Source organism: Bradyrhizobium sp. 21, from assembly GCF_023073335.1.
GTDB lineage: Bacteria > Pseudomonadota > Alphaproteobacteria > Rhizobiales > Xanthobacteraceae > Bradyrhizobium.
This window is the reverse complement of sequence record NZ_JADPJG010000035.1, coordinates 569773-577812: the sequence shown is the minus strand read 5'-3', so window position 1 is coordinate 577812 and position 8040 is coordinate 569773. Positions and strand designations below refer to the sequence as shown.

The following is an 8040-nucleotide window of genomic DNA, read 5'->3' as shown; positions in this document are numbered from 1 at the left end:
GGTCCGAGCCGATCGGGCACGGCTCGTGCTCGCGCGGAAAGTCCTTTGCCAGCCGCGCCACTAGGGCCTTGGCCTTGTCGGCGTTGGACGTCAGCACGCGGATGATGTCCTGCACCGTGACGGCGTCGTGATCGGGATGCCAGCAATCGAAATCCGTCACCATCGCGACCGTCGCGTAGCAAATCTCGGCCTCTCGCGCGAGTTTTGCCTCGGGCATGTTGGTCATGCCGATCACGGAATATCCCAACGTCTTGTAGGTCATGCTCTCCGCGTAGGTGGAGAATTGCGGCCCCTCCATGCAGACATAGGTGCCGCTGCGTCCGATCGCGATGCCCTCGGCTTCCGCGGCCGCGGCAAGATGGATGCGCAGCCGCGGCGAGACCGGGTGCGCCATCGACACATGCGCGACGCAGCCCCGGCCGAAGAACGAGCTCTCGCGCTTGTGGGTGCGGTCGACGAATTGATCGACGAGAACGAAGGTGCCGGGCGACAGTTCCTCCCTGAAGGAGCCGCACGCCGACAGCGAGATCAGGTCGGTGACGCCGGCGCGCTTCAGGACGTCGATATTGGCGCGATAGTTGATGTCGGAGGGCGACAGCCGGTGACCCTTGTCGTGGCGCGGCAGGAACACGATCGGCAGGCCGGCAATGGAGCCCCGCCGCAGGGGGGCCGATGGCTCACCCCAGGGACTCCTGATCACCTCTTCGCGAGCGTCCTCCAGTCCCGGCAGGTCGTAGATGCCGGAGCCGCCGATGATGCCCAATACCGCCTGCGCCATGCCTGCTCCACCCCGTTCGCCACGTGCGACATGGCTAAGCTATGCCAGTTTTGCGGCGGTTTTGGAACGGGGGCGGTAGGGTGGGGTGTCATCAAGAGAATGGCACTGCCCACCACACATTCGGTGTCGTCCCGGCGCAGGCCAAGACCCATACCGCGAGGTCTCTCGACGGCAGATGGTATTAATCCCGAACGACCAGTCTTCGCCAAACTACTCCCTGGGGTAATGGGTCCTGGCTTTCGCCAGGACGACCCCGATCGCTAAGCCGCGTTCGCCGGCTGCAGCTGGGTCGCAACCATGCGCTCCAGCGTCTCGACGGACTGGAAATTCTCCGGCGTGATCTCGGACTGCGGGATGGTGAAGTCGAACTCGGCTTCGACGCCGAGCATCAGATTGACCATGTCCATCGAGGTCAGGCCGACATCGACGAGCTTGGCCTGCGGCGTGATGTCGGCGGTGAGCGAGTTCTGTGCGAGGATGCCCTTCACCAGCTTGATGATGCGATTGCGCAATTCGGTGTCGAAAGCCTGCATCGGTAAATTCCCATCTGTCGATAAAGGTCGGACCGGTTGCCGGCTACGATGGGCACGGTAAGCCGATCCCGCAATGGGCGGCATCATTACTTCGCGTTTCTTAGTAAACGATGACTCAGATTGTCTGGAATTCCCGCTTCTTACAGATCCCTAACGCGATCGCGGAAATCCGGGCGATGCAAACAACCCGAACTTAACTGTTCGTTCGGAATTGGGCTTTGTTTACCCTCTATTTCATCGACGAATTTGAATTAAATCCGTAGCCTCATCTCATAAGCAAAGATGGTCGAAGGATCGCTCAAGCGGCATCGCGAATGATGCCGGCGATCCTGAACGGCAAACCGGAGGCGGACGAGCATGAACGTGCGTGAAGCAGTCCTCACTGTCGACGAAACGCAGACGAGCTTTCTCGAGCAGGGTCCATCCCTCGTCGAGCGCGCCGCCCGGACCGCCGCCGCAGCGGCAGCCGACGCAGACGGTGTCGATCGTGACGCCCGCTTCCCCCACAAGGCTTTCGAGGTCGCGCGTGAGCAGAAGCTGCTCGGCGTCATGATCCCGGTCGAGTTCGGCGGCTTCGGTGCCTCGGTCCACGACGTCACCGACATCTGCTACACGCTCGGGCGCGCCTGCGCTTCCACGGCGATGGTCTACGCGATGCACACCACCAAGGTTGCCTGCGTCATCCGGCACGGCCACGGCATTCCGTGGATGGAAACCATGATGCGCCGGGTCGCCCGCGACCAATGGCTGCTCGCCTCCTCCACCACCGAAGGCCAGAACGGCGGCAACATCCGCGCCAGCGCGGCGGCGGTCGACCACGCCGGCGACACCGTCTCGCTCGTGCGCGACGCCACCGTGATCTCCTACGGCGCCGAGGCCGACGGCCTCGTCACCATCGCCCGTCGCGCCACCGACGCTTCCGCGTCCGACCAGGTGCTGCTGGCGCTCGCCAAGGACGATTATTCGCTGAAGCAGACGCAGGGCTGGGAAACGCTCGGCATGCGCGGCACCTGTTCGACCGGCTTCGAGCTGAAGGTCGATTGCCCCGCCGACCGCGTCTTCCCCGAAGCCTATGACAAGATCCACGCCCAGACCATGACGCCGTTCGCACATCTGTGCTGGTCCTCGGCCTGGGCCGGCATCGCGGCAGCCGCAGTGACCCGTGCGCAGGCCTTCGTCCGCAAGGCGGCGCGCGGCTCCGGCGGCCAGATGCCGCCGGCCGCAGCACATTTCACCGCCGCAAAGATGTCACTGGCCAAGCTGCGGGCGTTGATATCGGCCAATATCGACGCCTTCGCCCACGCCGAGCACGACGAACGCGCCCTCGGCTCGCTCGACTTCCAGTCTTCGATCACGCTGTTGAAGGTGCAGGCTTCCGAGCTCGCGGTCGAGACCGTGATGCATGCGATGCGCACTGCCGGCCTTTCCGGTTACCGCAACGACGGTGAGTTCACCATGGGCCGCCATCTGCGCGACGTGCTGTCGTCGCCGATCATGATCAACAATGACCGCATTCTGGCCAATGCCGCGACCTCCACGCTGATGAGCGGCGTGCCGTCGAGCCTTCGTGACTGACGTGCCTTTTCATAACTGACGTGCCTTGGCGACCAAACCAACAAGAATAATTTCAGATAGCAGGAAGTCGAACATGAACATTGCTGTTCTGCCCAATTCGCCCGAGACCGCGCCGCAGGCTGTCGATCCGCTCGATCATCTCGCCGACAAGCTGTTCCATTCCATGGGCTCGGACGGCGTCTACGCCCGCACCGCGCTCTATGAGGGCGTCGTCGAGAAGCTCACCGCGCTGATCACGAGGCATCGCGAAGCCGGCACCGAAGTGATGCGCTTTCCGCCGGTGATGAGCCGTGCCCAGCTGGAGAAATCCGGCTATCTCAAGAGCTTTCCGAACCTGCTCGGCTGCGTCTGCGGCCTGCACGGCACCGAACGCGAGATCAACGACGCGGTGAGCCGCTTCGATGCGGGCGGCGACTGGACCAGCTCGCTCTCGCCGGCAGACCTCGTGCTGTCGCCGGCGGCCTGCTATCCCGTCTATCCGATCGCCGCGAGCCGCGGACCTTTGCCGAAGGGCGGCCTGCGCTTCGACGTCGCCGCCGACTGCTTCCGCCGCGAGCCGTCAAAACATCTCGACCGGCTGCAATCGTTCCGGATGCGCGAATATGTCTGCATCGGCACGCCCGACGACGTCGCCGATTTCCGCGAGCGCTGGATGGTGCGCGCGCAGGCGATCGCGACCGATCTCGGCCTGACCTTCCGCGTCGACTATGCCAGCGACCCGTTCTTCGGCCGCGTCGGCCAGATGAAGGCGGTGAGCCAGAAGCAGCAGCAGCTCAAGTTCGAGCTGCTGATCCCGCTACGCTCGGAGGAGCAGCCGACCGCCTGCATGAGCTTCAACTATCACCGTGAGCATTTCGGCATCACTTGGGACATCCAGGACGCCAATGGCGAGCCGGCCCACACCGGCTGCGTCGCCTTTGGCATGGACCGGCTGGCCGTCGCCATGTTCCACACCCACGGCACTGATCTTGCCGCCTGGCCCGCCAAGGTGCGGGAAATCATCGGCCTGCAGCCGCCGGCTCCGGCCGATGCCCATGGCGAAGGCTGGCGCTAACTGAACGAGGCCTGTCATTTCCACGGGAAAGACGAGTGTGATCCATACCAAGGTCCGATGCCGCGAGATCACCGAGGCCGACGTCGATGCGGTCGCGGACCTGCTGACGCGCGGCTTCGTCGGCCGCTCGCGCAACTATTGGATCCAGGGCCTGCGCCGGCAGGCCTTCCGGCCCGTGCCGGAGGGCTATCCCCGCTTCGGCTACATGCTCGACAATGACGGCACGCCCGTCGGTGTGCTGCTGCTGATCTACACGGCGCGAAAGGACGGCGATGAGACCGCCATCCAGTGCAATTTGTCGAGCTGGTATGTCGATCCGGCCTACCGCAACTACGCCCCGCTGCTGACCAAGATCGCGCAGCGGCACAAGGACGTCACCTATCTCAACATCAGCCCGGCGCCGTGGACCTGGCCGATCATCGAGACGCAGGGCTTTCGCGCCTATTGCCGCGGCATATTCTTCTCGGTGCCGGCGCTGGCGCGCCCCCCGCGCTGGAGCAAGATCGAGGTCATCTCGCAGCACGCCAAGGCGATCGACGGACTATCCGAGGCCGAGACCGAGCTCTTGACGCGGCATGCGCGCTACAATTGCCTCAGCCTCGTCTGCCGCACGCCAAAGGGAACGTTCCCCTTCATCCTGCAACCGGTGCGCATCCGCCGCGGCTTCATCGCGCCGCCCGCGATGAAGCTGATCTACTGCCGCAGCGCCGCCGAATACACCGAATGCGCCGGCCGCATCGGCCGGCTGCTGCTGCGGCTCGGCAAGATCTCGGTCGCCGTCGATTCCAATGGCCCGGTTCCCGGCCTCGTCGGCATCTACACCGAGCGGCGCGGCCGCAAATATTTCAAGGGCCCGCACCGTCCGCAGCTCGCCGACCTCACGGACACGGAACTCGTCCTGTACGGGCCTTGAACAGGGCCGCAGCTCGCACCCTAGCCCCGTCACCCTGAGGCGCTCGCCGCGCACAGCGCGGTGAATCTCGAAGGATGAACGGCCGGGATGCAGCCGGGCCCGTCGCCCTTCGAGGCCTCCGCTTCGCGCCGGCGCCTCAGGGTGACGGTAAACTGCAACCTGCATTCAAGCGTCGCACCGTGTCAGCACACGCTTCTCTCCATCGCTGGTCACCCTCCGTAAACTACTGCGCTTAAGGGAATTTTCCCGCCTCTTCGCTACCCTCGGCAGCGGAATTACGTTGCGTTAAGTCAATTGCCCGCCGAGACCCAGCCGCCCCATGACATCGATCCGCGACAACGAGCTTGGTGCATGCCGCGAAGAGGGCCCGGAGGCCCTCGTCGGGTTGAGCCAGCTTGCGCTCGACCACATGGAGCAAGGCGTCTGCGTCTACGACGCCGACAACAGGATCGTGCTGGTCAACCAGCGTTACCTCACGCTGTTCAACATGTCGGCCGAGATCGTCCGCGTCGGCACGCGCTATCGTGATGTGCTCGGCCACAGCGTCGTGCTCGGCAACATCCCGGCAGAGGCGGTCGACGCGCTCTACGCTTCGCGAATCGCATTGATCGCGGCTGGCAAACCCTTCCGTACCCGCCAGACACTGCCAAGCGGCCTTGTCATAACACTCGAACTGAAGCCGCTCCCCGACGGCGGCTGGATGACGATCTGCGATGATGTCAGCCGGCTCGCCCGACTCGAGGCTGAGCTGCAGCTTCAGACCGAGCGCAGCCAGCATGCGCTCGCCAACATGTCGCACGGCCTGATCATGTATGATGCCGATAGCCGCATCGTCGTCTGCAACGAGCGCTTCCTGAATCTCTACGACCTCGACCCCGACATCGTAAAGCCGGGCGTCACCCACGGCACGCTCATCGACCACTGGCTCTCGCGCGGCAACATGCCGGGCATGTCGGCCGACGAGTTCCACGACACGCGCCTGGACGACGTGCGCGGCAGGAAGGCAAAGACCCTGCTGGTCATGCGCTACGACGGGCGGATGGTGCAGGCGGTCTCCCGCTTTCTGCCCGACGGCGGCTGGGTCACCGTGCACGAGGACGTCACCGAACGGCTGCAATACGAGGAGACGCTGAGACAGCAGAACTTCATGCTCGACGCGGCGCTGGAAAACATGGCGCACGGGCTCGCCTTCTACGACAGCGACATGCGCCTGCGCGTCTGCAACACCACCTACCGCAAGATCTACCGGCTGTCGCCGGAGGAAACCCGGCCCGGCACGCATCTCGGCGAGCTGATCCAGCGATCGATGGAGAACGGCGCGTTCGCTTCGGAATACACCCCGCAGCAGATCCTGGAAGCCGCCCGCGCGCGGATCGCGGACCGCGATTCCTCCCCGATGCGCCGGAGCATGTCGAACGACACCGTGATCTCGGTGCGCTATTGCGCGCTGGCCGAGGGCGGCTTCGTTGCCACCTACGAGGACATCACCGAGCGCGAGCGCGCGGTCGAGGAGTTGAGCGAGCAATATCGCCGGTTCGACGCGGCCCTGAACAACATGAGCCAGGGCCTGTGCATGCTCGATCCGAGCCTGCACGTCATCGTCTGCAATCGCCGCTATATCGAGATGTATGGCCTGTCGCCCGACATCGTGAAGCCCGGCGTCTCGATGCGCGAGATCATGGAGCACAGCTGCGATCTCGGTATCCACCCGAACACGACGGGCGCGAAGATCTACGCCGACTATGTCGAAAGGTTGCGCGAGGGTGAGCACACGTTGCACCGCCATTTGAGCGATGGCCGCATCATCAAGCTCAATCACAAGCGAATGGAGCACGGCGGCTGGGTCGTCACCTATGAGGACGTCACCGAGCGCCACAAGGCGCAGGCCCGCGTCGCGCACATGGCGCGGCACGATTCGCTCACCGACCTGCCCAATCGCACGCTGTTCCGCGAGAAGATGGGCGAGGGGCTGAACCAGGTCGCGATCGCCGGCGGCGCGATGGCCGTGCTGTGCTTCGACCTCGACAATTTCAAGACCGTCAACGATCGCCTCGGCCACGCCGCCGGCGACCGGCTGCTGCGCTGGGTGGCGGCACGGCTGAAGGAGAATGTCGGCGAGCACGACACCGTTGCGCGCCTCGGCGGCGACGAGTTCGCCGTGCTCCAGCGCGGACCGCAGCCGCAATCGGCCGAACGCCTCGCGCGCCGTCTGGTCGAGATCATCGGCCACCCGCCGCCGCTGGAAAGCCAGTCGATCCATGTCGGCGTCTCCGTCGGCATCGCGGTCGCACCCGATCACGGGCTCGATGCCGACGAGCTGATGAAATGCGCCGACCTTGCGCTGTACCAAGCCAAGGCCAAGGGACGCGGCGCCTATCAGTTGTTCGAACCCGAGATGGAGGAACAGGCGCGCAGCCGGCACGCGCTGGAATACGATCTGCGCGGCGCGCTCGAGGCCAACGAATTCCACCTGGTGTTCCAGCCGCAAGTGCGGCTCGACAGCACCGAGCTCACCGGCTTCGAGGCGCTGCTGCGCTGGAAGCATCCCTCACGCGGCCTCGTCTCGCCGGCCGAATTCATTCCGATCGCCGAAGACAACGGGCTGATCGTTCCGATCGGCGAATGGGTGCTGCGCACGGCCTGCGCGACGGCCGCCGCCTGGCCGGATGTCACGGTCGCAGTGAACCTGTCGCCGGTGCAATTCCGCGCGCGCGGGCTGGTGACGATGGTCACCAGCGCGCTTGCCGAGGCCGGCCTGCCGCCGCGGCGGCTCGAGCTCGAGGTCACCGAGACGGCGCTGCTCGACGACAGCGAGGCGACAATCGAGATCCTGCACCAGCTCCGCGCATTGGGAGTGCGCGTCAGCCTCGACGATTTCGGCGTCGGCTATTCCTCGCTCAGCTATTTGCGCAAGTTTCCGTTCGACCGCATCAAGATCGACCGCTCCTTCGTCGGCACGCTCGGCGAAAGCCCGGAGAGCGTCGCCATCGTCCGCACCATCGCGAGCCTCGGCTCGGTGCTCGGCGTCGAGACCACGGCGGAGGGCGTCGAGACGATCGAGCAGCTCGATTTCGTACGTGAATGCGGCTGCACCGCCGTGCAGGGATATTATTTCGGCAGGCCCTGCCCGGCAGCGGAGGTCGGCCACACGATCGAGCGTCTCAACACAGTTCGGCGGGTGGCGTGA

At 64.8% G+C, this 8040-nt stretch carries 6 protein-coding genes; 4 read left to right on the top strand and 2 right to left on the bottom strand.

The genetic code is table 11. The features are described 5' to 3' along the window. Nucleotides 1-778 (bottom strand): S-methyl-5'-thioadenosine phosphorylase (locus IVB31_RS31360; protein WP_247331842.1); only part of this gene is annotated, 778 nt, incomplete at its 3' end. Nucleotides 779-1038: 260 nt separating this feature from the next. After that, complete coding sequence (locus IVB31_RS31355) at nt 1039-1311, bottom strand: phosphopantetheine-binding protein (RefSeq protein WP_247331839.1); 273 nt, start codon at nt 1309-1311, stop codon at nt 1039-1041. A gap of 357 nt (nt 1312-1668) precedes the next feature. Here IVB31_RS31355 and IVB31_RS31350 point away from each other — a divergent pair, with 357 nt between their 5' ends. The 4 genes from IVB31_RS31350 (at nt 1669) to IVB31_RS31335 (ending at nt 8040) form a co-directional block, all read left to right on the top strand. Then, a complete protein-coding gene (locus tag IVB31_RS31350; RefSeq protein WP_247331837.1) occupies nt 1669-2886 on the top strand; it encodes an acyl-CoA dehydrogenase family protein in 1218 nt (405 codons plus the stop codon). Nucleotides 2887-2959: 73 nt separating this feature from the next. Next, nucleotides 2960-3940 (top strand): amino acid--[acyl-carrier-protein] ligase, encoded by a 981-nt coding sequence (locus tag IVB31_RS31345; protein WP_247331834.1) that lies wholly within the window; start codon nt 2960-2962, stop codon nt 3938-3940. Nucleotides 3941-3977: 37 nt separating this feature from the next. After that, nucleotides 3978-4853 carry an acyl-CoA acyltransferase gene (locus IVB31_RS31340; protein WP_247331832.1) on the top strand — a complete coding sequence of 292 codons (876 nt, stop codon included), beginning with the start codon at nt 3978-3980 and terminating at the stop codon, nt 4851-4853. 319 nt (nt 4854-5172) lie between these two features. Beyond that, nucleotides 5173-8040 carry a PAS-domain containing protein gene (locus tag IVB31_RS31335; RefSeq protein ID WP_247331830.1) on the top strand — a complete coding sequence of 956 codons (2868 nt, stop codon included), beginning with the start codon at nt 5173-5175 and terminating at the stop codon, nt 8038-8040.